The organism is Massilia aurea (assembly GCF_014200505.1).
GTDB lineage: Bacteria > Pseudomonadota > Gammaproteobacteria > Burkholderiales > Burkholderiaceae_D > Telluria > Telluria aurea_B.
The window spans coordinates 438,449-460,665 of the sequence record NZ_JACHBX010000003.1; the positions used below are offsets into that span (position 1 = coordinate 438,449).

A 22,217-nucleotide genomic window follows, 5' to 3' on the forward strand; every position below is an offset into this window, starting at 1 on the left:
GGTATCTCCAATAATTCTTCAAAGACTGGTGTAGCTCGTTATGATCAACGGTGGAATCGGTCCGCCCTTCTTGAATAGTCGACGATGAGCGCCGTCGATGCGTTTTTTTCGATGCATTCCCAGTATCCGCTCTGTGGACATATTTCGCCTGATTTGCTGATGGCGCCAAGCGGGGTCCTTGACTTCACTTCTTTTGACGGGCTTGCATCGTTTGGCTGACGCAGGCGAATTGTTGATAACAAACGGTCCCATAAAGCCAGTGCCTCCTCATCGGTGATGCTTGGTTTCACGGCCGCTTTCGCATTGATAGCAACCCCAGTATCTAACCTGATGTCGACACTAGGATGAAAATTATCATTTATTGACCCCATACCGAAGAAACGAAACTCGTGAGCATCTGTTTCGTCCTTGTATGCAGGGCGACGGGTTAGAATCTCCTCACCTTCCCAAATGCCGAACTTCTGGGTGCCCTCGCGAAGTACCTTTATACGCGCAAAAAGACTGCCCAGCCCGAGGTCTTCTGCAGACGCTCTTGCTTCGTCCCGTAGTTTTCGTGGACTACTTCCTTCCGGCAAATACTTCTGATTTTTTCGCATGTCAATGGAAAACCGAACATCTGGAAGCTCTTTAAATATAAGACCGATTTGAATATTCTCGTACTGTGGCTGCAGAGACAGAAATCCTCCTTCAACACAAATGCCTGCGTCGGCTGGTACTTCTTGCTCGGAACGTGCACGTAGATGAGTTGCAACACTGTTTATGATCGGTATCTCATCGTGCTCTGGAGGCACATACGGCGAATAATGGACAAATAGATCTTCTCCGATAGGTATGTATGAGTAAATGGAATACCCAATCGAACTCTTCGCACCAAACACAATTTTTTGCCCCGGAACAACTCCGTCAATTTTTTTACCCAATAAAGGAAAGTTATTTATTTGGTAATCTGGAATGTAGTCTTTTTCTTTTGCTATTTCTTCAAGTTGTCTCGATACTAGAAACTGAATATCTCTAGCTTTGCCACGAAAAAAACTAAGCTCGCCATCTAGCTGGATAGATCCATATATCACACTTGACTCCTCAGGTATATCAATAATAAATCTTCCAAAACAAAATTTTTTAGTTTTCGCAAAAATTTTCTCAACAGCTGTCGAATCGGCCTTCACAAAATTATGGGAGATTATTTGAGTTTTTAAGATGGCTAAAGAAGGCGCCATCATTAATATGATTGCAAATACAAACAAAATAGGCCATTCAGTGTATCTTCGCTTCATGAATTTGATCATTTTATTTCTTTAATGATTTTTAAAAAATATAACGTCGAAGTACATTTGAATCGCTATAGCTTCCTTGATGCTCCGAGCCGACCTGACGGAAAACACCTTTTAATTTTCCCCTCCAGAACTGCGTATCCGCTGAATAGGAGGGTGGATTTTAATCAGACTTAGCAGCTTCGAGTATTTTTACTTTACCTAATGTCCTTGCCACTCCTCCAACCATTGTCGGGTACCCTAGTTGCAACATTGCCTCTTGATCATCGCTGACGATTTCCAGCCCGCCGACGTCAGATAAGGTACGGTAGCAAAATCATCTAACTTCCAAACGAGCATGCATTACACTTTTCTATTGGCATCCGTAGAGTAATGCGAATAGCTCTCATGATATATTTCGAATATTTGCTCGTGAAAATTCCTCGTACCTCGTAGTAGCTTTATTGCATTACTCATGCTCCAACCCTTTAGTGTTTCAGGGTTAATCCAATGCTCTTTGAATAAACTGAACCATTTCCGGTAACCATATAAATCTCTTCCTATTGAAATTTATCGGGCCAACTCTTAAGCAGTCTCATTCCTTGCTTAACTTCGCGCCAATGATTCCCATAGAATCGACATGGAAGTAACTCCAGAACCCTTGGACGTTAGCAAGTACTGCTGTCAAATTTTTTAGAGTTGCTAAGGAAAAATCGCGTCACGGATGATCAGTTGGTAGGTCGCCAGACCGCCATCGCTCTGCCCCTCCGTCGCGCCTCCGACAATCCCGCAGACCGTGCGCAGCGAGCCGGTATCGGTCACGAACTGCAGCTCGACCGGATTGGCAATGAAGTCCTTCAGCGCCAGCCCGGCCCTGAGAGATACGCATTGCAGCGCATATTCGATCCCGCCACACATCGTCTCAACCCCGCTCACATACTTCACCAGCAGCAGGTCGTCGAGGATGCCGTTGGCACCCGCCAGACGAAGACGTATGGCACGTTTCGCATCCGACAACCCCATGACACTCGCAGCAAGTTGATCGAGTTTCATTGTCTTTGCCTCTGGATGACCGCCGCAGAGCACACGGCAACGCCCGATCTTAGCGATGCAAAACTATAGCGAAATTGACGATGCGCAACGTGCCGGCGGACATCCTTCACGCTGTTGCATCCACGCCGCAGTACGTTGTAGCGCGGCATTGCCGTCCCCTGGCGCCGCAGATATTGGCGGGATTGGCTACACTGGCTGCATCGATTGCCGACGACGCGCCGCAAGGCGCCGTGTGACGCCATGAGACATTTCTTCAGATCGCACTGGAAAGTCATCCTCGCGATGTTGCTTGCGATCGTGCTGGCAACGCTGACCGTCGAGACGCGGTCCGATGCCACGCCGTTGGCGGCGCGCCTGCAAGCCCATGCCCGGGCTCTGGTGCCGGACGCGCCAAGCAGCCCCATGCAGTACGTCGACACATCGCTGCGCCGGTATGGCTACGTGCTGCACAGGCAGCGAATTGACAGCGACAGCGACAGCATCAACCATGCCGCCCACAGCATCGAAGCAACGCTTGCAAGCGTGACGCCAGGCGCCATGCCAGAACGCACATTCGTGATCGGCGCCCGCGTCGGGCCGGGCGGTGATGTCGGCGCGGCTGCCGTGCTCGAACTGGCGCGCGCCGTCAAGGATCTGCGGCCCGCACCCGGCACGGAGATCCGCTTCGTGTTCTTCATGGAGGCTGGGGAATCAGGCGCGGAAGACACGGGCGCCGGCAACTTCATCGCGTTCATCGGTACGCCCGATGGGGCGCAGCGCGTGCGCCAGGCGTTTGCAGCACTGCGCAGCGACCCGCAGCTGATGCACCACGGGCTGGCGACCTCGGCCCACGTGATGGGCTTGACGCTCTCGCGCAGTGACAATAGCGATGACGATGGCGATGGCAGCCCCGCCACGACGACCCTCTTGATCACCGGCAGCGACTTTCTCGGCTACCCCTATTTCTACACCGCGCCATTGAATGCCGATGAAACCGACGAGGCGCAGCAGCCCGGCGAATTCGACGGCCTGGCGCGCGTCGTGGCTGGCCTCACACGCACGCTCAGCGCGATGGCAGGCGTCGTGCAGGCCTGAAAAACCGGGACGCTTACTCGGCCAAAAACATTTCCTGCAAATCATTCAGAAAACGCTGGCCCAATTCTGTCGGCTTGATCAGCTTGTGATCGCGGTAGATCAGCCCCTTGGCCTCGGCCTCGTTGAGCGACTTGGTGATCGTGCTGATGCTCATCCCGGTGCGCTCGCCGAACAGGTTCGGATCGAAGCCACCCGTCAGGCGCAGCGTGTTGAGCATGAATTCGAAGCCCATGTCGTTGCGGCCGATCTCGTGCTCTTCCTGCACCGGGTTGCCGCGCTTTGCCGCCTCGATGAACGATGCCGGCTGCTTGTAGCGGGCCTGGCGCAGGATGCGGTGCGGGAACGAGATCTTCGAATGGGCGCCGGCGCCGATGCCCAGGTAATCGCCGAACTGCCAGTAATTCAGGTTGTGGCGCGCGCGCCGGCCAGCGCGGGCATAGGCCGAGACTTCGTAGTGATCGTAGCCGGCGGCGCCCGTCACCTCGGCGATCATGTCCTGCATGTCGGCGCTCAGGTCGTCGTCTGGCAGTGATGGCGGGTACTTGGCGAAGACCGTGTTCGGCTCCATCGTCAGGTGGTACAGCGATAGGTGCGGCGGCGCGAACGCGAGCGCCGTTTCCAGGTCGTGGCGCGCTTCGGCTAGCGTCTGCGACGGCAGCGCGTACATCAGGTCGAGATTAAAGTTGTCGAACGTGTTCTTCGCGATCTCGACTGCGCGCAGCGCTTCGTCGCCGTCATGGATGCGCCCCAGCGCCTTCAGGTGCGCCGGGTTGAAACTCTGGATACCGATCGACAGGCGGTTGATGCCGCTCTCCCGATAACTCTTGAAGCGCTCGGCCTCGAAGGTGCCGGGGTTGGCTTCCATCGTGATTTCGGCGTCCAGTTCCAGCGGCAGCAGGGTGCGCAGGTCGGACATCAGGCGATCCAGCCCCGCGGCCGACATCAGGCTCGGCGTGCCGCCGCCAATGAACACGGTGTGGATCTTGCGGCCCCAGATCAGCGGCAACGACTGTTCCAGGTCCAGGCGCAGCGCGTCCAGGTAATCCTTCTCGGGCAGCTCGCCCTTGCCTTCGTGCGAATTGAAATCGCAGTACGGGCATTTACGCACGCACCACGGCCAGTGCACGTACAGCGACAGCGGCGGCAGCGCCGTCAGGTTCAGCGCGCCCGGCTGCAGGTATTGCAGCGCGGCCGTCGCGGGCGAACGGGGCTCGCCGGCCAACGGTTGCGGTACGTTCTCGCCGACGAATTTAATGGGGATCATGTCAGGTGTTTTTCAGTTTCTCGACCAGCGCGCGCAGCGCCTGGCCACGGTGCGACAGCGCATTCTTTTCGTCGGGCGCCAGTTCGGCCGTGGTCTTGCCCAGCGACGGGATCAAGAAGTACGGGTCGTAGCCGAAGCCGTTTTCGCCGCGCGGCGTGGCGATGATTTCGCCATTCCAGCGGCCGTCGGCAATGATCGGCTGCGGGTCTTCCGGGTGGCGCACGTACACCAGCACGCAGTAGTAATAGGCCGACTTGTCGCTGAGCGTGGCCAGATCGGCAACGAGCTTGCGGCTGTTGTTGGCGTCGGACTTCGGTTCTCCAGCGTAGCGGGCCGAATACACACCGGGCGCACCGCCGAGGGCATTGACGCAGACGCCGGAATCATCAGCCAGCGCCGGCAAGCCGGTCAGGCGCGACGCGTGGCGTGCCTTAGCCAGCGCGTTTTCAACGAAGGTGCCGAATGGCTCTTCTGCTTCCGGGACGTCGAATTCGCCTTGCGGATGCAGGTCGAGCCCGATGGGGCCGAGCAGCTGGGCGAACTCCTTGAGTTTGCCGGCGTTGTTGGAGGCGAGGATCAGGCGCTGAGTCATGGTGGTCACGGTGCTGGTGAGGAAACCGGTCATTTTACCGGCTTCGCGCACCTGCTGCGCAGGAACCGGGCAACCGCAGTCAGTCCACGCGCAGCGCCTGCTTCTGCAAATGGATCAGGTCGGCGATGCCTGCCTGCGCCAGGTCGAGCAAGCGGTCCATGGCAGCGCGGTCGAACGCGGCGCCTTCGGCCGTGCCCTGCACTTCGATGAAATGACCCTGGTCGTTCATCACCACATTCATGTCGGTGTCGCAGTCCGAATCTTCCGGATAGTCCAGGTCGAGCACCGGCACGCCGTTCACCATGCCGACTGACACGGCCGCGACAAAGTGCCGGACCGGCAGCGCCGTGATCGCGCACGAGGACAGCAGCGTGCTGAAGGCGTCGTGCGCGGCCACCATCGCGCCCGTGATGGCGGCAGTGCGGGTGCCGCCGTCGGCCTGGATCACGTCGCAATCCAGATGCAGCGTGCGCTCGCCGAATGCGTGCAGGTTGAACGCGGCGCGCAGCGAGCGGCCGATCAGGCGCTGGATTTCCTGCGTGCGCCCGCTCTGCTTGCCGCGCGCGGCTTCGCGGTCCATGCGCTTGTGGGTCGAGCGCGGCAGCATCCCGTATTCGGCGGTCAGCCAGCCCTGGCCCTTCCCTTTCAGGAAGGCCGGCACCTTGTCCTCGATGCTGGCCGTGCAGATCACTTTGGTGTCACCGAACTCGATCAGCACCGAGCCTTCGGCGTGCCGCGTGTAGTTGCGGGTAATGACGATCGGGCGCAACTGGCCTGGCGCGCGGCCGCTCGGGCGCGGTGGGTAGGTCATGGGGTCGGTCCTTACTTGAGCAGCTGGGAGGATTTTTCGATCGCTTCGCGGATCTCGGCGATGGCTTTTTCGATATCGTCTTCGTCGAACGCATCGCTGCCTTCGGGCAGCGGGTCGCCCGCGACGATGGTGGAACTCACGGCATCCTCGGCCAGCATCTGGGTCGAGATCACGTTGAGCGCGTCGGCATCGATCGTGCCGGCCGCGCCCTGCCAGGCGATCGCCAGCGCGGTCGTGTTGTCAGCCTGCGGCCCGCCAATGGCGGCGGCCATCTGCACCAGTTCGGGCACCGCCTGCACGACGCCGCTCGTGGCCAGACGGTGCACGATTTCGGTTTCGGGCAGCACGGACCACAAACCGTCCGAGCACAGCAGCAGCATGTCGCCATGCTGCAGGCTGTGCTGCTGCGACAGCTCGATCTTCGGGGCACTCGAAGCGCCCAGGCAGTTATAGAGCTTGTTGCGGTCGGGGTGCGTGTTGCGCTCGGACGGGTCGGCGCGCCCGCGTTCGAGCAGATACTCGAAATGCGAGTGGTCGCGCGTGCAGGCCAGCACCTGCTTGCGGCGCACCCAATACAGGCGCGAGTCGCCCACGTGAGCCCAGACGGCGCAGTTATGCTGGATCAGGCACGCGACGACGGTGGTGCGCGGGATTTCGGGCAAGCCGTGGGTGGCAGCGTAGGCCTGGATGTCGTGGTGCGCCTGCAGCAGCGCTTCTTCAAGAAAGCGCTCGGGCTTTTTCACGTACGGTCGCGCCTGCAGGCGAAACATCGCCGACACCGTCTGCAGCGCGATGGTCGCGGCGATCTCGCCGCCCAGGTGCCCGCCCATGCCGTCGGCCAGCAACAGCAGCAAGGCGTCGCGCGTGTAGCAGTAGCCCATCCGGTCCTGGTTGACCTTGCGTCCGCCAATGTGGCTTTGTTGATAGACCGAGAATTGCATGACTTCCTTTAATCGCGCCGGAATGCGCCCAGACGGTCGACCAGGCCGCGCCAGCCGCCGCGTGCTTCATGTGCATCCACCGCCGCGTCTGCGGCGTCGGCTGCCGATGGGACCGTGGCCCGCGCCGGGGGCGGCGCGGCCGGCGCCGCCTGCAACACCTTCTGGATCTCGAACACGCTTTGCGGCCGCATCAATGGATCGAGCGCCAGGCACGCGGCCACCAGTTTGACCAGCTCCGGTGAATAATAGCCTGCCAGGCGCGCCAGATGGCGCGGCACGTGATCGTCCATGCGGCGCGCATCGACCGGCGGCGGCGTCGAGCGGCTCATGCAGGCAAGCATGGCCGCGCCCAGGCTGTAAATATCGGTCCAGGGGCCTAGCGCTGCGCCGCGTGCATACAGATCGGGTGCAGCGAAGCCCGGCGTGTACATCGGGGCGAGCATCGGGGCATCGGTATGCAGCGTCTGGCGCGCGGCGCCGAAGTCGAGCAGCAGCGGCGAGCCGTCGGTACGCAGATAGATGTTGGCCGGTTTGAGGTCGAGGTGCAGCAGCTTGTTGGCGTGGACTTCGCGCAGGCCGCTGCAGACACCATGGAACACCTGGCGCACAAAGTTTTCGCTCAGGCCATTGCCCTTGGCGGCTGCGCGCGCGATGTGTTCCTGCAGCGAGTGGCCGGACTCGTAGGCCATGACCATGTATACAGTCTCATGGGCGCGGAAGAAATTGAGTACGCGCACCACGTTGGGGTGCACGATGCGCGCCAGGGCGCGGCCTTCTTCGAAAAAACACTTCAGGCCGATGCGAAATACCGCCAGGTGCGGCTTGGCCACCACGGGGATCAATTGACCAGGCTGGCGCAGCGCGAGTGCGCTTGGCAGGTACTCCTTGATGGCTACTGCATTGCCCTCGCTGTCATAGGCAAGATAAACAATACTGAACCCGCCGGACGCAATTTTCTTTACAATGCGGTATCCGGCAATTTCGAGTCCTGCGGGCAGAGGAGCGTTATTCTGTGCAGCCATCCAATTGGGTTTCCTTGCTAAACAGCGCGATTGTGTGGATAAATGTCGGCTTTGTAAAGAATAAAAACCGGGGATTTCATTGAGCATTTCAAGCATGACAGGTTATGCGGTCGCCACCAGCGAAGGCGCTGCGGGAACCCTCACGATCGAAATCAAGAGCGTCAACTCGCGCTTCCTCGATTTGCAGTTCCGCATCAATGACGATTTGCGCGCGCTGGAACCCGATCTGCGAACGGCCATCATGGCCGCCATCCAGCGCGGCAAGGTCGAAGTACGTGTCTCGTTCGGCCGCAAGGTCAGCGGCGGCGCGGCGGCGCTCAATCAGGAACTGCTGGCCGACCTGGCCCGCCTGCAAGGCGAAGTGTCGCGTCACTTCGCCCAGGCCGCGCCCATGACCGTGGCAGAACTGCTGCGCTGGCCCGGCGTCATCGAAGAATCGACTATCGGCCAGGAGTCGCTCCAGGCCGACGTCGCCGCGCTTACGGTGACCACCATCGCCGCGTTCGTCGACAGCCGCCGGCGCGAAGGCGCGGCCCTCGAGACGATGCTGCAATCGCGCATCGAATCGATGGAAGCGATCGTCAAGCGCATCACGCCGCTGATCCCGCAAGTCATTTCGCAATTCCAGAACAAGGCCATCGACCGCATGCAGGATGCGCTGGGCCTGGCTGGCCACGGCAATCCGTCGACGCTCACGCGCCAGGAAGTACTGGAGCGGATTCGCCAGGAAGTGACCCTGTACGGCATCCGCATCGACGTGTCCGAAGAATTGTCGCGCCTGTCGGCGCACCTGAATGAAACGCGTCACATCCTCAAAAAGGGTGGTCAGGTCGGCAAGCGCCTCGACTTCATGATGCAGGAGCTCAATCGCGAGGCCAACACGCTGGGCGCCAAGGCGTCGGTGAAGGAACTGGCTGATGCGTCGATGGAGCTCAAGCTGCTTATCGAACAGATGCGTGAACAGGTGCAGAACCTCGAGTAAGCACCAGAATTGAATCGGTAGCGATACCAGCGCCGGTTGAACGCGTGGACGGGAAACCCGTCCACCCTACGTAGGGTGGGCGGCTGTGCCGTCCACGCGTTCGACGTTAACATGAACACCTGCGGCACCCTAACCCGCACACTCACCGTACTGACAAAGGATCCCCGCCATGCTCCCACAAGCCTTTTCCGGCAGCCTGTTCGTCGTCGCCGCGCCATCCGGCGCCGGCAAATCGACCCTGGTCAACGCCCTGCTGGCGAACGAACCTGGCATCAAACTGTCCATCTCCACCACCACCCGCGCACCGCGCCCGGGCGAAGTGGATGGCCGCGAATACCACTTCACGAGCGCCGAGGATTTCGTCACGCGCGCCGACCGGGGCGAGTTTCTCGAATGGGCCGAAGTGCACGGCAATTACTACGGCACGAGCCGCCTGTCGGTCGAGCAGGAGATGAAGAACGGCACGGATATCCTGCTCGAAATCGACTGGCAAGGCGCGCGCCAGGTGCGCAAGCTGTTCCCGGACGCGGCCGGCATTTTCATCCTGCCGCCATCGATCGAAGCGCTCGAAGAACGCCTGCACAAACGTGGTACCGACGAGCCGCACATCATCACCCGGCGCCTGCTGGCGGCGGGCGGCGAGATCGCTCACGCACCCGACTTCGAATATGCTATCATCAACGAAGAGTTTAACGTCGCCCTGGCTGAGCTGCAGGCGATTGTCAAAGCGACACGTTGCCGATTTGCCCAACAAGCTGCCCGCAACGCTACGCTGTTTGCCCAGCTGGGAATCCACGCGAATCAACCACAATCTTGACGAGCGCGCCGTTGCAGGCGCGCCGCACGCGTTGTTTCCTCTCATTGTCACCTTACATTCAGCAACCCAGGAGCACACATGGCCCGCATTACCATCGAAGACTGCCTCAAGAACATCCCGAACCGTTTCCAGCTGACCCTGGCAGCAACGTATCGTGCGCGCCAGCTGCTGCAAGGCCACACCCCGAAGGTCGAAGCCAAGGACAAGCCAACCGTCGTCGCCCTGCGCGAGATCGCCGCTGGTAAAGTCGGCATCGAAATGCTGAAAAAAGTACCGATGTAATCACGTTCGGGGTTGCCTGAATTTGCGTTATCCCGTCTTCTGTTATTCTGATCTCACCGCAGCCAGACGATTAACGTAATGAACCTGTTACCTCCAGATTCTCCCGCTTCACGCAACCCCGCTCCGCGCGAGCGGCGGGCAGACAATCGTCCGCCCGATTTCATCGAGCCCGCCGGCCCTATCGTGCCCGGCGTGGCCTCGGTGACGCAGCTGATCACCAAGCTGTCCGAATACCTCACCCCCGCCGAGCTTAAAAAAGTCAAGGAAGCCTACCGCTTCTCCGACGAGATGCACCTGGGCCAGGTCCGCAAGTCGGGCGAGCCCTATATCTCTCATCCGATTGCCGTCGCCGAAATCTGCGCCGAGTGGAAACTCGATGCGCAAGCCATCATGGCCGCGCTGCTGCATGACGTGATCGAAGACCAGGACGTCAAGAAGGATGAGCTGATCGAGCGCTTCGGCGCACAGGTCGCCAACCTCGTCGACGGCCTGTCCAAGCTCGAGAAAATCGAATTCCAGAGCCAGCTCGAAGCGCAGGCGGAAAACTTCCGCAAGATGCTGCTGGCGATGGCGTCGGACGTGCGCGTCATCCTGATCAAACTGGCCGACCGCCTGCACAATATGCGCACGCTCGGCTTCATGATTCCGGCCAAAAAACGCCGCATCGCTGGCGAGACGATGGAAGTCTATGTGCCGATCGCGCACCGCCTTGGCCTGAACAACATCTACCGCGAGCTGCAGGACCTGTCGTTCTCGCACCTGTATCCGGTGCGCTACCAGACGCTGTCCAAGGCGATCAAGTCGGCCCGCGGCAACCGGCGCGAAGTGGTCAAGAAAATCCTCGAAGCGGTCAAAAACCAGCTCGAGGCCAGCGGCCTGAAAGCCGAAGTGCATGGCCGCGAAAAGACCCTTTATGGCATCTACAAAAAGATGCGCAACAAGCACCTGTCGTTCTCGCAGGTGCTTGACGTGTATGGTTTCCGCGTCGTCGTCGACAGCGTGCCCAATTGCTATGTCGCGCTGGGCACCCTGCACGCGCTGTACAAGCCGATGCCGGGCAAGTTCAAGGACTACATCGCCATCGGCAAGATCAACGGCTACCAGTCACTGCACACGACGCTGATCGGCCCGTACGGCACGCCCGTCGAATTCCAGATCCGCACGCAGGACATGCACCGCACCGCCGAGAGCGGCGTGGCGGCGCACTGGCTGTACAAGACGGGCGAATCGAATATGTCCGACCTGCAGCAGCGCACACATGCGTGGCTGCAGTCGCTGCTCGACATCCAGCAGCAAACGGGCGACTCGGCCGAGTTCCTCGAACACGTCAAGGTCGACCTGTTCCCCGATTCGGTGTATGTGTTTACGCCCAAGTCGAAGATCATCGCCCTGCCCCGCGGCGCGACGGCGCTCGACTTCGCCTACTCGATCCACACCGGCATCGGCGACCATACGGTGGGCGTGAAGATCAACCACGAAGAGCAACCGCTGCGCACCGAGCTGCACAACGGCGACATCGTCGAGATCATCACGCAACCCGATTCGCGCCCGAGCCCTACCTGGCTGACGTTTGTCCGCACCGGCAAGGCGCGCTCGGCGATTCGTCATCACCTGCGCCTGGTTGACGTCAACGAGTCGGCCGAGCTGGGTCTTGAACTGCTGACCCAGGCGCTGGCGGTACGCAACATCAAGCCGGATCTGCCAGCCAGCGTCGTCGAACGCCTGCTGGCCGAGTCGTCGGCCAATTCGATGGAAGAAGTGTATGCCGACGTCGGCATAGGCAAGCGCATGCCAACACTGGTGGCGCGCCAGATTTTCGGCCTGATGGAAGGCGATCCGGATCTGCTGCCGTCGAGCAAACCGCTGCCCGCCAGCGACATCGCACCGGTAACGATCTACGGCAGCGAAGGCGTGGCGGTCCAGCTGGCGCCGTGCTGCATGCCGATCCCGGGCGACCAGATCACGGGCCAGCTGCGCCGCGACCAGGCGCTGGTCGTGCACACCTGCGATTGCCAGACGGCCAAGCGCCTGCTGGCGAAAGAACCCGACCGCTGGATCGCCGTGAAGTGGGGCGACGATCTCAACCGCCGCTTCGACTGCCGTATCCGCCTGCTGATCAACAATGAAAAAGGCATCCTCGCCCGCGTGGCTGCCGAGATCGGCGAGTCCGACGCCAACATCACGTATGTGGGCATGGACGAAGACGACGAAAACATGATGACGCAGCTGCGCTTCACGATCCAGATCGCCGACCGGGTGCATCTGGCGCAACTGATTCGCAATCTGCGCCGCGTGGCCGGGGTGAATCGGGTGGAGCGCGAGCGGACGTAATTTCCGTTTTTCGGGATGTTGCCGATACGCTCTTGATTAGCCGTAGGGTGGACGGCTATGCCGTCCACGCGTTCAAACCGACGTTGATCCGTAAGCGGAAGCGCGTTGAACGCGTGGACGGGAAACCCGTCCACCCTACTTTTTATCCAAGCTCAGTTTCAAAATACTCTCGAACGCCACGCATGCGCCCTCGCAGGCGTCGGCAATCTCATCCTTTGACTTCACGTGCTCTTTCAGCGCCAGCATGAACGCGCGCCAGCGCGGACCCGGACCGGCGTCACTCCCCTTCAGATAGCGCAGCGGATGCGGCGCCAGCGTACCGGCCAGTTTTCCGTACAGCACCTTGCCGCCCAGCTGCGAGCCTTCGATCACATAGCACACGCCCCAACGGTACGCCGCGCTGGCGTCGCGCGGCCACGTGTCCGCGGGTGCGGGGGCACGCAGCGGCGGCATGCCGGGCTCGTTCAGGTCGGCTTCGATCAGCGCCAGGCGTTCGACCGGCGGCAAGACCAGCTGCGGCCCATCCGGAAACGAGTTCAGCCACGGCTGCAATGGCGCCAGCCAGTCGCGCACCATCGTCAGGTGCGCCGCGTAGTCGTTCAAGTCGGGGGCAGGTCCGGACAGCGGCAGGCCGCTGTCGAGCCGTTCGTGTTGGTCGTTGGTGGCGGCGCGCAGTGCCGCCAGGGGGTCGAGGTGGTCTGGCTGCTGGTGCATCGGACTGTGCGCCGCTTCATGAGGTCGGTTCATGCGCACATAGTAGCACCGGGCCGCAAGCTCAGTCGGCGACCGGCTCGGGATAGTCGACCGAGATGATTTCGAGCTCATCCATGCCCAGCGGCGTGTGCAGTTGAGCGACATCGCCTTCGCGGCACTTGGTCAGCGCGCGCGCCACGGGCGAGACCCAGCTGATCTTGCCGTGCAGCGGATCGAGCTCGTCGATGCCGACGATGGTGATGGTGTGCTCTTCGCCGGCCCCATTGACATAGCGGACCGTGGCGCCAAAGAACACCTGGTCGTTGCCATGCTGGATGCTCGGATCGACGACGAACGCCGAATCCATGCGCTTGGTGAGAAAACGGATGCGGCGGTCGATCTCGCGCAGGCGGCGTTTGCCATAGATATAGTCACCGTTCTCGGAGCGGTCGCCGTTCGACGCGGCCCAGTGCACGATGCGCACGACTTCGGGGCGGTCGACATCGATCAGCTGCAGCAGCTCATCCTTGATGCGCTGGTAGCCGGCCGGGGTGATGTAGTTCTTGGCGCCGTCAGGAATTGCCTGCGCCAGCACCAGGGCTTCATCATCGTCGTCGTTGTCCGACTCTTTTACAAATGCCTTGTTCATGGACGCATTGTAGCGAGACTTGCGCGCCCTTGTCGTATCATTCGACCATGTCCCAACCCACCCTGCTCCAGCACGACCGCGACGCCGCCGCCCGCCAGGCCGAGCGCACCCGCATCGCGCGCGAACTGCACGATGACCTGGGCGGCAACCTCATCGCCATCAAGATGGCGCTGGCGCGGCTGGCGGCGCGCGTGCCGGCCGACCAGCCCGGTCTGGCCGGCCAGGCCGGGTACATCGACGAGCTCGTCGATCGCACGATCGAGACAGTCCATCGCATCTCGTTCGGCTTGCGCGCCAGCGCGCTCGACGTGGGCCTTGCGGGCGCGCTCGCATGGCAAGCGAACGAGTTCGCGCGCCAGACCGGCGTCATCGTGATCACGCACTGCACCGACTTGCTGACACCGGAGCCGGCGCCAGAGCACGCCGCCGCCCTGTTTCACATCGCCCAGGAGGCGCTTACCAATGTTGCCAAGCATGCACGCGCGACGCAGGTCACGCTGACGCTGGAACACGACGGCGGCGAGCTCACGCTGGCCATCTGCGACAACGGCTGCGGCATCGACCCGGCCGCGCGCACCCGGCCGCACGCGTTCGGCCTGCGCGGCATGCACGAACGGGCCAGCGCGCTTGGCGGCGTGCTGTCCTTGTCGCCGGCGCCCGGAGGTGGCACGATGTTGACCGTCAAGACCAGGCTGGCGCCGTCCGTGGCCCCGGCACAGAACAAGAAGCAGAATGAGTGAAAAAGTAACCATCCGGGTATGCATCGCCGATGACCATGCCATCGTGCGCGAAGGACTCAAGCAGATCCTCGCCGACGAGCGCGACATCGTTGTCGCCGGCGAGGCCGAGGATGGCCACGATGCCGTGCGCCTGGCGGGCAAGACGCGCTGCCACGTGATGCTGCTCGATATCTCGCTGCCCGACCGCAACGGCATCGACGTGCTCAAGCAGATCAAGAAGGACAAACCCGAGTTGTCGGTGCTGATGCTGTCGATGCACCGCGAAGACCAGTACGCAATCCGCGCGCTCAAGGCCGGCGCCGCCGGCTACATCACCAAGCAGAGCGCGCCGCGCGAACTGGTCACGGCCATCCGGCTGGTGGCGGGCGGCCAGAAATATGTCAGCGCCGCGCTCGCGCAAACGCTGGCCAGCGCGATCGGCGAAGACCATGAAAGCGCCGCCCACGAAGGCCTCTCCGACCGCGAATACCAGACCCTGACGATGATCGCGTCGGGCATGACCGTCACGCAGATCGCGGGCGAACTGTCGCTGTCGGTCAAGACGATCAGCGAATACCGCGCCCGCCTGTTAGTAAAGATGAAACTTCGGAGCAGTGCCGAGCTGACCACGTATGCGATCCGCAACGGCCTGGTCGACTGACGCCCCATCGCATGCCTCGGCGCTGAATATTTATTGATGCGAGGCAAATAAACTGCCTATCATGTCGTCAATCCCGCAAACTCGGCACCGCGCTGCAATCCATGTCCACTCCGTCCACACCCGTCACTGCTGCAGCTGGCCCTGGCGCCACTGCCGCGCCCGCAGCGAATCCGGCCGACATCGCACGCGAGGCGTTCCGCCGCCTGGCCACGCGCCGTATCGCGCCAACGCCGGACGCTTACCGCGCCATCTATGACGAGATCGCCGGCACGCCGCCGCCGCCGCCCGCACCGGCCCCGGATGCCGGCGCGATCGACGTCCTGAACGGGTTCGCGCGCCGCATGCTCGACACGCCGGGCGAGCTGGCCGAGTACGGCCGGCGCATGACGCGCGCCGTCAAGACGGGTGACTGGAGCGGCTACACCCAGGCCCTCGGCCAGTTGAGCGAGCGCCATCTGCGACGCAATACCCCGGTGATGGCGATGGGCGACGAAGAGCCCGAGACGCGCCTGCTGCGCGACATGCTGGGGCGCACGCTGTCGTTCGCCTGCGCTTCACTGCTGAGCGACAACCCGGAACAGGTCAAGGAGGCCGAAGCGCTGGGCGCCCTGGTCAAGACGGCGGTTGGCGAAAGCGAATTGCACGAGATCGAAGCGCGCCTGAAGCAGTTGTGCTTCCAGATCGAGCTGCGCAAGGATGACAGCGCGGGCCAGCAGGAACTGCTGCTGCGGCTGTTCCGCCTGCTGCTCGACAATATCGAAGGATTGCTCGAGGACGACAACTACATGCGCGGCCAGGTCGTGGCGGTGCAGGAACTGATTGCCGGCCCCGTGGACACGCGCGCGCTGGAAGACGCCACGCGCAGCCTGAAAGACGTGATCATCAAGCAAAGTCACCTGAAACATGGCATCGCCGACGTGCGCGCGACGATGAAGAACATGATGATGACGTTTGTCGAGCGCCTGGGCTCGGTGGCCGCCGCGACCGGCGACTACCACGCCAAGCTGGGCGACTTTTCCGAGCGCATCGGTGGCGCGACCGATATCAGCGAACTCGATACCCTCCTGAATGACGTGCTGCGCGAGACGCGTCTTGCGCAGGACGAAGCGCTGGCCTCGCGCGACCGCATGGTGGGCGCGCACCGCGAAGTGCAGGAAGCCGAGCAGCGTATCCGCGAACTCGAAGCCGAACTGCAGCATATGAGCGAGCTGGTGCGCGAAGACCAGCTGACCGGCAGCCTGAACCGCCGCGGCCTGGACGACGTGTTCGAGCGCGAAAGCGCGCGCGCCGACCGCCGCAACACGCCGCTGTGCGTGGCGCTGCTGGACCTCGACAATTTCAAACGCCTGAACGACACCTATGGGCACATGGCGGGCGACGCCGCGCTCAAGCACCTGGTCAAGGTCGTACGCGAAACGCTGCGCGCGATGGACGTGATCGCGCGCTTCGGCGGCGAGGAATTTTTGATCCTGCTGCCCGAGACAACCGTCGACGCGGCGGCGGCGGCCATGGTGCGGGTGCAGCGCGAGCTGACCCGGCACTTCTTCTTGCACGATAACGAGAAGATGCTGATCACCTTCTCGTGCGGGGTCGCGCTGCGGGTGCAGAACGAGGAGCAGGCTTCGCTGATGGCGCGGGCCGATAAAGCGATGTACCAGGCCAAGAGCAGCGGCAAGAACCGGGTAGTCGTGGCGGATTGACAAGTTCTGAAGGGGTGTTTTTCCAGACAGGTAAAAAAAACGATTTATTTTGCGTCCGGCCCTAAACTTTTTCCACAGGGCACCGTTACCAGCAACAACAGCGGTTTGAACGTCACTGAATAACGCGACGGACCAAAGTGAACAGCAGCACGGTCGCTGCACCCCTAGTAAGACCTAGTCTGGAGAATCACCATGGCATCAGTAATCAACACCAACGTCGCATCCCTGAACTCGCAGCGCAACCTGTCGACCTCACAGTCGCAGCTGAATACCTCGATCCAACGCCTGTCGTCGGGTATGCGCATCAACAGCGCGAAGGATGACGCCGCTGGTCTGGCGATTTCGGACCGCATGAATTCGCAAATCAAGGGTATGACGCAAGCTACCCGTAACGCCAACGATGGCGTGTCGATGGCACAAACCGCTGAAGGCGCTCTGTCGAGCTCGGGCGACATCCTGCAACGTGTCCGCGAACTGGCTGTCCAGTCGTCGAACTCGTCGAACTCGGCCAGCGACCGCAAAGCACTGCAAACTGAAGTCACCCAACTGACCTCGGAACTGAACCGTATCGCCAACACCACCGAATTCAACGGCCAGAAGCTGATGGACGGTTCGATGGGCACCGCAAACTTCCAGGTTGGCGCGAACGCCGGCCAGCTGATCTCGATGACCGGCTCGAACTTCACCACGTCGACCTACGGTAACAACCGTCTGGACGCAAGCTCGCTGCAAGCCGCAGCCGGCGCATCGAACGGTGTTGCCACCGGCACCATGACGATCAATGGTTCGTCGGGTTCGAAAGACGTCACCGTTGCCGCAAACGGCACGGCCAAGTCGACCGTTGCCGCCATCAACAAAGTCAGCGGCGACACCGGTGTGACCGCCACGGCAAAAAGCGAAGCCAACCTGGTCGCCACTGCCGGCAAGTCGTTCACCTTCGAAGTCAAGGGTGACAACACCGACGCGGTCAAAGTGTCGTTCTCGATCGGCACCGATGATGCAAACGGCCACGCCGCTGCGATCAGCGCGTTCAATGCGCAATCGGCCAAGACCGGCATCACCGCATCGTACGACGATGCCGGCGGCCTGAAGCTGACCCACGCCGACGGCGCCGACATCAACGTGAAAAACGTGTCGACCGACACGACGGCAACCGCAACGCTCGGCGCCTACGATACGGCCGGCGCTGCCATCGCGACCCCGATCGCTACCGAAACCACTGGCGCTACCGTCGCAGGTCGCATCATCCTGGACTCGGAAAACAGCTTCTCGGTGGCCGATGCAAGTGGCTTCGCGCTGGATGGCGGCACCACCACCGGTTCGTCGGCTCTGAAGTCGGTTGCTGACCTCGACATCAGCACCTTCGAAGGCGCCCAGCTGGCCATCAAGACCGCCGACGCAGCACTGGCATCGGTCAACAGCCAGCGCGCTGAATACGGCGCACTGCAATCGCGCTTCGAATCGGCGATCTCGAACCTGTCGTCGTCGACCGAGAACCTGTCGGCATCGCGCAGCCGTATCGTCGATACCGACTTCGCAGCTGAAACCGCAAAGATGACCCGCGGTCAGATCCTGCAGCAGGCTGGTACGTCGATGCTGGCCCAGGCCAACTCGCTGCCGAACGGTGTTCTGTCGCTCCTGCGTGGCTAATCGCTAACGCGTAGTAACAGCACCACTTGGTAAGCGGTTCCCCGGCTGAAGAAATTTGGCTGGGGAATTTTCGTTAGGATACGCCATGCAAATTCCATCCATTGCAACGTCGCCACTCGCCAAACTGGATGAACGTCCAGCCGTCGCGAGCGGACCGGCTGCCCCGGCACCACGGGCAGCACCGGAGAAAGCTGAAGCCAAGCCAGACCGGGACGAGGTGTCGTCCGCCGTGAAGAAACTCAACGAAGCGCTGCCGCAATCGGCGCAGAGCCTTGAGTTCGAGATCGACGAAGAGAGCAAAGACCTCGTGGTCAAGATCATCGACCGCGATACGAAGGAAGTCGTCCGACAGATGCCGACCAAGGAGGCGCTCGAAATGGCCAAATCGATCGACAAGATGGTCGGACGTCTGCTGAATCAACATGCCTGATTCACCCTGACGCACTCTGCTGCTCACTGAAAGCGCCGCACCCGACCAGGTGCGGCGCTTTTTACATGGCGCTACGACATCATTCCTGAAGATCCGGCCAAAATAAAAAGAGAGCCGGCTTTACCGCTCTTAAGTACGGTTTGTTTCTGCCGATAATGACTTACATTATTGCTTTCACCGGAGAAACAAGTGGCCGTACTCGACATCGAAGGTTATGTGACAAAGCTGATGCAGGCGGAATCCAGGCCGCTCGACAACTACGCCAAGAAAACGGCGGCGTTGCAGCAGAAGAACAGCGCCCTGAACCAGGTCAGCGCCGCCGTGGGTGCCTTCCAGGGCGCCCTGACGTCGCTGAACCAGTCGAACACGTTCCAGGGCCTGAGCGCAACGCCGTCCAACAAGGATGTGTTCTCGGGTTCGGCCACCACCGGCGCCGTGCCGGGCAAGTACAAGGTCAATGTCACCCAGCTGGCCCAGTCGCAAAGCCTCAAGACGAGCGGGATGGCCAGCACCACCAGCACCATCGGCTCGGGTGCCCCTACCAACCTCACGTTCCAGTTCGGCACCGTCAGCGGCGGCACCTTCGGCGCGACCGGTAACGCACTGGGCCTGGCATCGGCTGCAGGCGGCATCGCCAACGGCTCGCTGAGCCTGAACGGCGTCGCGATCAGCACCGGCCCGACCACCCGCAGCGCCCGCGCGCTGGCCGAAGCCATCAATGCGCAGAGCGGCAAGACCGGTGTCGTTGCCACCGCTGGCAGCACCGAGACCGCCGCCGACCTGTTCGCCGGTTTCGGCCAGGTGAGCGTCGATACCGGTTCGAGCTACGCCCTGTCGGTCGGTGGCGTGCAGCTGGCCAACCTGAACACCGGCAGCGCGCCACTGACCGGCGCCGCGCTCGATACGTCCCTGGCCAGCGCCGGCACGCGCAATGCCCTGGCCGCCGCCAACATCACCGTCAGCGGCAGCGCCGCCGACGGCACGCTGCAATTCACCGCAGCCGACGGCAATACCATCGACGTGACCGAGACCGTCACCGGCACCGTGCGCGGCGGTATCAAGCACGCCGACAATGCCGTCAATGCGGGCGCGACCACCACGGCCACTGCCGGCGTTACGCTGCGCTCGAACGACGGCAACCAGATCCTGGTCGCCGGCAACAACCCGGCGGCAGCGGGCTTTACCGCCGGCAGCGTCGGCGCGCACATGGGCTCGGATTTTTCGCTGAATGGCGCGCTCAACAGCAAGACCATCACGCTGGCGGCAGGCGACCAGACGCTGCAAGGGATTCGTGACGCTATCAACAAAGGCGACATGGGCGTGACCGCCACCATCGTCTCGGACGGCAGCAACAAGCCGTATCACCTGGTGCTCACGTCGAACAAGACCGGCGAAGCGACCTCGATGAAGGTCAGTGTGGCAGGCGAGGACGGCGCAGCGGCCGACCCGGCCCTGGCCGCCCTGCTCGGCTACGATCCGGCCGGTACGCAAGGCATGACCCAGACCGCCGGCGCCCAGAGCACGCTGCTGAACATGAACGGCATCGAGATCAAGAGCGACAGCACCACCGTCAAGGATGCGATCCAGGGCGTCACGCTCGAGATCAACGGCCTGGGCAGCAGCACGATGACGGTCTCGAAGGATACTGCCGCGATCAGCACTGCCGTGAACGAGTTCGTCAAGGCCTATAACGCGCTGAACACGACGATGAGCGGCCTGACCAAGTACAACGCGGAGACGAAAAAAGGCGGCGTGCTGCAGGGCGACGCCAGCGTGCGCTCGATCCAGACCCAGATGCGGCGTCAGATCAGCGAAGTCATGGAAGGCACGGGCGGCAAGCTGACATCGCTGAGCCAGATCGGCATCGCGTTCCAGCAGGACGGCAGCCTGAAGCTGGACTCGACCAAACTGAGCAAGGCAATTACCGAGAACGCGGCCGACTTCGGCGGCCTGTTCGCCGCCATGGGTTCGACCACCGACGGCCTGGTCAAGTTCGACAAGTCGACCGCCGCGACCAAGGCCGGCACCTATGGCGTGAACATCACCAGCCTGGCCACGCAGGGCACACTGGCCAGCAGCGCCGCACTGGGCGCGAGCACGACGATCGCCCCGAACACCGTCTGGCGCGTGACGCTGAACCAGACCGAGCCGGCGACCGAAAGCAAGACCCAGGAAGTCAAGCTGCCGGCCGGCACCTATAACAAGGACGATCTGGCCGCGCTGCTGCGTTCGGCGATCAACGGCAATGCGACGTTCGCCGGTGCCGGCGACACGGTCGAATCGAAGATCGGCGACGATGGCCTCTTGACGCTGTCGTCGAGCAAATATGGCGCGGCCTCGAACATTGCGCTGACCAGCATGAGCGGCAGCTCGATCGATTCGATTTTCGGCAGCTCTACGCCCAGCAAGGGCGCCGACGTGGTCGGCACCATCGGCGGCGTGGCCGCCACCGGCAACGGCCAGTCACTGACGGCCGCGGCCGGCTCGAACGCCACCGGCATCCAGGTCTCGATCACGGGCGGCGTGCTCGGGGACCGCGGCACGGTCACGTTCTCGCAGGGCTTCGCCTTCCAGCTCAACAATCTGGCCACCAGCTTCGTCGGCAAGGATAGCCTGATCAAGAGCAAGACCGATGGCCTGAACACATCGATCAAGACCATCGCCGACCAGGCTGCGCGCTTTGAAACGCGCCTGGACAGCATGGAAAAACGTTACCGCGCCCAGTTCGTTGCACTCGACGCCACACTGTCGTCGATGCAGTCGACGTCGGATTACCTTACCCAGCAGTTGGCGTCCCTGGCGGCCAACCGATAAATTTCAGCATCACCGGAGAATCTCATATGTTTGGAACCCCGAAACGCGGCGTCGGCGCCTATGCAACAGTTGGCCTGGAGACCGGCGTCGCTGCCGCGTCGCCACAGAAGCTGGTCGTGATGCTGTACGACGGCGTGATCGTCGCCCTGCTCAGCGCCATCAACCACATCAAGTCGTCGAACGTGGCCGCCAAGGGCGCTTCGATCTCGAAGGCCATCACGATCATCGACAACGGCCTGCGCGCCTCGCTCGACAAGAAAGCGGGCGGCGAGATCGCACAGAACCTCGATGCGTTGTACGATTACATGAGCCGCCGCCTGCTGCAGGCCAATATGAAGAACGATATCGCGATCATCGAAGAAGTCCATAGCCTGATGTCCGACCTGCGCGAAGCCTGGGTCGCGATTGGCGAAAAGAGCGATACGGCCGAGCAGGCCGTGCCGGCCATCCAGCGTGCCCCTACCCTGATGAGCGCATAAGGT

At 61.6% G+C, this 22,217-nt stretch carries 21 protein-coding genes; 12 read left to right on the top strand and 9 right to left on the bottom strand.

Annotation, left to right across the window (positions count from 1 at the left end; genetic code table 11):
* Positions 1 to 44: 44 nt before the first annotated feature.
* On the bottom strand, positions 45 to 1,286 hold the full coding sequence (locus tag HD842_RS15745) for a T6SS immunity protein Tli4 family protein (RefSeq protein WP_183555671.1): 1,242 nt from the start codon (positions 1,284 to 1,286) through the stop codon (positions 45 to 47).
* Positions 1,287 to 1,952: 666 nt separating this feature from the next.
* On the bottom strand, positions 1,953 to 2,303 hold the full coding sequence (locus HD842_RS15750) for a contractile injection system protein, VgrG/Pvc8 family (RefSeq protein ID WP_183555672.1): 351 nt from the start codon (positions 2,301 to 2,303) through the stop codon (positions 1,953 to 1,955).
* Positions 2,304 to 2,585: 282 nt separating this feature from the next.
* Between HD842_RS15750 and HD842_RS15755 the strand changes: the two genes are divergently transcribed.
* On the top strand, positions 2,586 to 3,377 hold the full coding sequence (locus HD842_RS15755; RefSeq protein WP_183555673.1) for a hypothetical protein: 792 nt from the start codon (positions 2,586 to 2,588) through the stop codon (positions 3,375 to 3,377).
* Between the two features lie 13 nt (positions 3,378 to 3,390).
* On the opposite strand, the gene hemW is transcribed toward HD842_RS15755, so the two are convergent.
* From hemW to HD842_RS15780, 5 genes are all read right to left on the bottom strand, one after another.
* On the bottom strand, positions 3,391 to 4,641 hold the full coding sequence (gene hemW, locus HD842_RS15760; RefSeq protein WP_183555674.1) for a radical SAM family heme chaperone HemW: 1,251 nt from the start codon (positions 4,639 to 4,641) through the stop codon (positions 3,391 to 3,393).
* 1 nt (position 4,642) lies between these two features.
* Complete coding sequence (gene rdgB / locus HD842_RS15765; protein WP_183555942.1) at positions 4,643 to 5,233, bottom strand: RdgB/HAM1 family non-canonical purine NTP pyrophosphatase; 591 nt, start codon at positions 5,231 to 5,233, stop codon at positions 4,643 to 4,645.
* Positions 5,234 to 5,312: 79 nt separating this feature from the next.
* Entirely contained in the window at positions 5,313 to 6,044 is a 732-nt protein-coding gene (rph, locus tag HD842_RS15770; protein WP_183555675.1) for a ribonuclease PH, read from the bottom strand.
* Positions 6,045 to 6,055: 11 nt separating this feature from the next.
* Positions 6,056 to 6,985 carry a PP2C family protein-serine/threonine phosphatase gene (locus HD842_RS15775; protein ID WP_183555676.1) on the bottom strand — a complete coding sequence of 310 codons (930 nt, stop codon included), beginning with the start codon at positions 6,983 to 6,985 and terminating at the stop codon, positions 6,056 to 6,058.
* 8 nt (positions 6,986 to 6,993) lie between these two features.
* A complete protein-coding gene (locus HD842_RS15780; protein ID WP_183555677.1) occupies positions 6,994 to 8,007 on the bottom strand; it encodes a serine/threonine-protein kinase in 1,014 nt (337 codons plus the stop codon).
* 94 nt (positions 8,008 to 8,101) lie between these two features.
* Between HD842_RS15780 and HD842_RS15785 the strand changes: the two genes are divergently transcribed.
* The 4 genes from HD842_RS15785 (at position 8,102) to HD842_RS15800 (ending at position 12,419) form a co-directional block, all read left to right on the top strand.
* A complete protein-coding gene (locus HD842_RS15785) occupies positions 8,102 to 8,989 on the top strand; it encodes a YicC/YloC family endoribonuclease (RefSeq protein WP_183555678.1) in 888 nt (295 codons plus the stop codon).
* A 169-nt stretch (positions 8,990 to 9,158) separates the two neighbouring features.
* Positions 9,159 to 9,806 (top strand): guanylate kinase, encoded by a 648-nt coding sequence (gene gmk, locus HD842_RS15790; protein WP_183555679.1) that lies wholly within the window; start codon positions 9,159 to 9,161, stop codon positions 9,804 to 9,806.
* A gap of 78 nt (positions 9,807 to 9,884) precedes the next feature.
* A complete protein-coding gene (gene rpoZ / locus HD842_RS15795) occupies positions 9,885 to 10,088 on the top strand; it encodes a DNA-directed RNA polymerase subunit omega (RefSeq protein ID WP_019922806.1) in 204 nt (67 codons plus the stop codon).
* Positions 10,089 to 10,166: 78 nt separating this feature from the next.
* Complete coding sequence (locus tag HD842_RS15800; RefSeq protein WP_183555680.1) at positions 10,167 to 12,419, top strand: RelA/SpoT family protein; 2,253 nt, start codon at positions 10,167 to 10,169, stop codon at positions 12,417 to 12,419.
* 135 nt (positions 12,420 to 12,554) lie between these two features.
* Here the strand turns inward: HD842_RS15800 and HD842_RS15805 are convergent, their stop codons facing one another.
* Both HD842_RS15805 and greB read right to left on the bottom strand, forming a co-directional pair.
* Positions 12,555 to 13,166, bottom strand: coding sequence for a biliverdin-producing heme oxygenase (locus tag HD842_RS15805; RefSeq protein ID WP_229424786.1), 612 nt, complete (start codon positions 13,164 to 13,166; stop codon positions 12,555 to 12,557).
* 28 nt (positions 13,167 to 13,194) lie between these two features.
* The gene (gene greB / locus HD842_RS15810) at positions 13,195 to 13,761 is read right to left on the bottom strand and encodes a transcription elongation factor GreB (RefSeq protein ID WP_183555681.1); all 567 of its coding nucleotides are present in this window, start codon (positions 13,759 to 13,761) and stop codon (positions 13,195 to 13,197) included.
* Between the two features lie 47 nt (positions 13,762 to 13,808).
* On the opposite strand from greB, the gene HD842_RS15815 reads away from it, so the two are divergent.
* From HD842_RS15815 to fliS, 7 genes are all read left to right on the top strand, one after another.
* Complete coding sequence (locus HD842_RS15815; RefSeq protein ID WP_229424787.1) at positions 13,809 to 14,501, top strand: sensor histidine kinase; 693 nt, start codon at positions 13,809 to 13,811, stop codon at positions 14,499 to 14,501.
* Entirely contained in the window at positions 14,494 to 15,141 is a 648-nt protein-coding gene (locus HD842_RS15820; protein ID WP_183555683.1) for a response regulator, read from the top strand. Before HD842_RS15815 ends, HD842_RS15820 begins: the two co-directional genes overlap by 8 nt.
* A 101-nt stretch (positions 15,142 to 15,242) precedes the next feature.
* Entirely contained in the window at positions 15,243 to 16,841 is a 1,599-nt protein-coding gene (locus tag HD842_RS15825) for a GGDEF domain-containing protein (RefSeq protein ID WP_183555684.1), read from the top strand.
* A gap of 192 nt (positions 16,842 to 17,033) precedes the next feature.
* Entirely contained in the window at positions 17,034 to 18,491 is a 1,458-nt protein-coding gene (locus tag HD842_RS15830) for a flagellin N-terminal helical domain-containing protein (protein ID WP_183555685.1), read from the top strand.
* A gap of 85 nt (positions 18,492 to 18,576) precedes the next feature.
* On the top strand, positions 18,577 to 18,921 hold the full coding sequence (locus HD842_RS15835) for a flagellar protein FlaG (protein WP_183555686.1): 345 nt from the start codon (positions 18,577 to 18,579) through the stop codon (positions 18,919 to 18,921).
* 189 nt (positions 18,922 to 19,110) lie between these two features.
* On the top strand, positions 19,111 to 21,735 hold the full coding sequence (gene fliD / locus HD842_RS15840; RefSeq protein WP_370660844.1) for a flagellar filament capping protein FliD: 2,625 nt from the start codon (positions 19,111 to 19,113) through the stop codon (positions 21,733 to 21,735).
* Between the two features lie 26 nt (positions 21,736 to 21,761).
* The gene (gene fliS / locus HD842_RS15845; protein ID WP_183555687.1) at positions 21,762 to 22,214 is read left to right on the top strand and encodes a flagellar export chaperone FliS; all 453 of its coding nucleotides are present in this window, start codon (positions 21,762 to 21,764) and stop codon (positions 22,212 to 22,214) included.
* Positions 22,215 to 22,217: the final 3 nt, after the last annotated feature.

What these genes read in the sequence shown, in the direction of transcription:
- gmk (WP_183555679.1), top strand. Translation starts at nt 9,159, where the DNA reads ATGCTCCCACAAGCCTTTTCCGGCAGCCTGTTCGTCGTCGCCGCGCCA.
- HD842_RS15830 (WP_183555685.1), top strand. Translation starts at nt 17,034, where the DNA reads ATGGCATCAGTAATCAACACCAACGTCGCATCCCTGAACTCGCAGCGC.
- HD842_RS15835 (WP_183555686.1), top strand. Translation starts at nt 18,577, where the DNA reads ATGCAAATTCCATCCATTGCAACGTCGCCACTCGCCAAACTGGATGAA.
- HD842_RS15745 (WP_183555671.1), bottom strand. Translation starts at nt 1,286, where the DNA reads ATGATCAAATTCATGAAGCGAAGATACACTGAATGGCCTATTTTGTTT.
- HD842_RS15775 (WP_183555676.1), bottom strand. Translation starts at nt 6,985, where the DNA reads ATGCAATTCTCGGTCTATCAACAAAGCCACATTGGCGGACGCAAGGTC.
- rph (WP_183555675.1), bottom strand. Translation starts at nt 6,044, where the DNA reads ATGACCTACCCACCGCGCCCGAGCGGCCGCGCGCCAGGCCAGTTGCGC.
- HD842_RS15780 (WP_183555677.1), bottom strand. Translation starts at nt 8,007, where the DNA reads ATGGCTGCACAGAATAACGCTCCTCTGCCCGCAGGACTCGAAATTGCC.
- greB (WP_183555681.1), bottom strand. Translation starts at nt 13,761, where the DNA reads ATGAACAAGGCATTTGTAAAAGAGTCGGACAACGACGACGATGATGAA.
- HD842_RS15820 (WP_183555683.1), top strand. Translation starts at nt 14,494, where the DNA reads ATGAGTGAAAAAGTAACCATCCGGGTATGCATCGCCGATGACCATGCC.
- HD842_RS15825 (WP_183555684.1), top strand. Translation starts at nt 15,243, where the DNA reads ATGTCCACTCCGTCCACACCCGTCACTGCTGCAGCTGGCCCTGGCGCC.
- HD842_RS15755 (WP_183555673.1), top strand. Translation starts at nt 2,586, where the DNA reads ATGTTGCTTGCGATCGTGCTGGCAACGCTGACCGTCGAGACGCGGTCC.
- rpoZ (WP_019922806.1), top strand. Translation starts at nt 9,885, where the DNA reads ATGGCCCGCATTACCATCGAAGACTGCCTCAAGAACATCCCGAACCGT.
- HD842_RS15750 (WP_183555672.1), bottom strand. Translation starts at nt 2,303, where the DNA reads ATGAAACTCGATCAACTTGCTGCGAGTGTCATGGGGTTGTCGGATGCG.
- HD842_RS15805 (WP_229424786.1), bottom strand. Translation starts at nt 13,166, where the DNA reads ATGAACCGACCTCATGAAGCGGCGCACAGTCCGATGCACCAGCAGCCA.
- fliS (WP_183555687.1), top strand. Translation starts at nt 21,762, where the DNA reads ATGTTTGGAACCCCGAAACGCGGCGTCGGCGCCTATGCAACAGTTGGC.
- HD842_RS15815 (WP_229424787.1), top strand. Translation starts at nt 13,809, where the DNA reads ATGTCCCAACCCACCCTGCTCCAGCACGACCGCGACGCCGCCGCCCGC.
- HD842_RS15800 (WP_183555680.1), top strand. Translation starts at nt 10,167, where the DNA reads ATGAACCTGTTACCTCCAGATTCTCCCGCTTCACGCAACCCCGCTCCG.
- HD842_RS15785 (WP_183555678.1), top strand. Translation starts at nt 8,102, where the DNA reads ATGACAGGTTATGCGGTCGCCACCAGCGAAGGCGCTGCGGGAACCCTC.
- hemW (WP_183555674.1), bottom strand. Translation starts at nt 4,641, where the DNA reads ATGATCCCCATTAAATTCGTCGGCGAGAACGTACCGCAACCGTTGGCC.
- rdgB (WP_183555942.1), bottom strand. Translation starts at nt 5,233, where the DNA reads ATGACTCAGCGCCTGATCCTCGCCTCCAACAACGCCGGCAAACTCAAG.